Annotated in this window: 1 protein-coding gene; it reads right to left on the minus strand. The window is 69.4% G+C overall.

The window, feature by feature from the left end:
- Window positions 1–408 (minus strand): IS110 family transposase (locus CC117_RS10195; protein ID WP_157905389.1); only part of this gene is annotated, 408 nt, incomplete at its 3' end.
- Between the last annotated feature and the right edge of the window lie 735 nt (window positions 409–1,143).

Below are 1,143 nucleotides of genomic sequence, written 5' to 3' on the forward strand. Positions count from 1 at the left end.
GTAGCGGGTGAGGTCACGCAGGTGGCGGATCGGCTCCGGCGGCACGAACGACGCTTTGAGCAGGCCGCACTCGCCGAGCTGACACAGCCAGGCCGCATCGGACACGTCGGTCTTGCGCCCGGGTAGGCCCTTGGCGTGGGCGGCGTTGACGAGGATCACCGGCAGGCAGTCTTCCAGCAGGTAGAACGCCCCGCGCCAGTAGTCGCCCGTGGCCTCCATGACCACCAGGGTGACCTTCTCGGCGAGAAGCCAGTCCCGCAGTTCCAGCAGCGCGTTGGTCGTCGTCGCGAACGTGCGGGTCTCCTGCCGGCGCGACCGGCCCCGGCCTGGCTTCGGCGTGCGCACGCACGCCTTGAGGTCCTTCTTGCCGATGTCCAGCGCGGCGCACCGGTCGTGCAGCAGTTCCACCGGGGTTCCTCCGAATCCTCCAGACACACCGTCAGGCGCGGCCGACCGGAGGGACCACAGGCCTCGGAAGAGTCTGACCYGCGTGCTCGAAGCAACAATCACCAGCGCCTGTCGGTGGTCCCCGCGCCATCCTGACTCCCGAGCTCGGGTGGCATCACAGTTGCACCGGCGTCCCGGACGGYCGCGGCCCCGATTTTCCCGCCACCACGGCGGCCCAGCGCAGCGGCCCCAGTTCCTGAGTCGAAAATGACTCAGGGTGAGGCTGTCAGGGTGACCCGGTGGCCAAGCTGGATGATCTCTGCGGGCGGATCGGGGGCCGGTTCGGCCGGGCGGAGCCGCGGCGGCGGACCGTGGAGTATCAGGTGGTTGTGCCGAGGCGAAGTGCGGCCAGAACGGCGAAGCGCGCGTCGACGGGGTCCGGTTTTCCCTTGCCGCGTCGGGCGGCGCGGTGGGGCTGGTCGCACTCGACGACGAGCAGACCGGCGGAGGACCGGGCGCGTGTCAGACCGACGCCGTAGCTGCAGGTTCCTTCGATAGATACGAAGATCCGTGGTCCGGGGGCGCGAGTGGTGTCCACCACCGAAGGCCCAGCCGACGCGCCAGGCCTTCCAGCCCCGACTACCGACTTACCGGACATCCTTACCGGAACCGGCAGACGCACCTGAATCCTTTGGCTTGCCAGGTGCGGTGGCCGGTTTACCAGGTGCGGCAGGCTTGCCAGGTGCGGTGGCCGGT

This window comes from Parafrankia colletiae (assembly GCF_001854655.1).
In the GTDB taxonomy this organism is placed as follows: domain Bacteria; phylum Actinomycetota; class Actinomycetes; order Frankiales; family Frankiaceae; genus Parafrankia; species Parafrankia colletiae.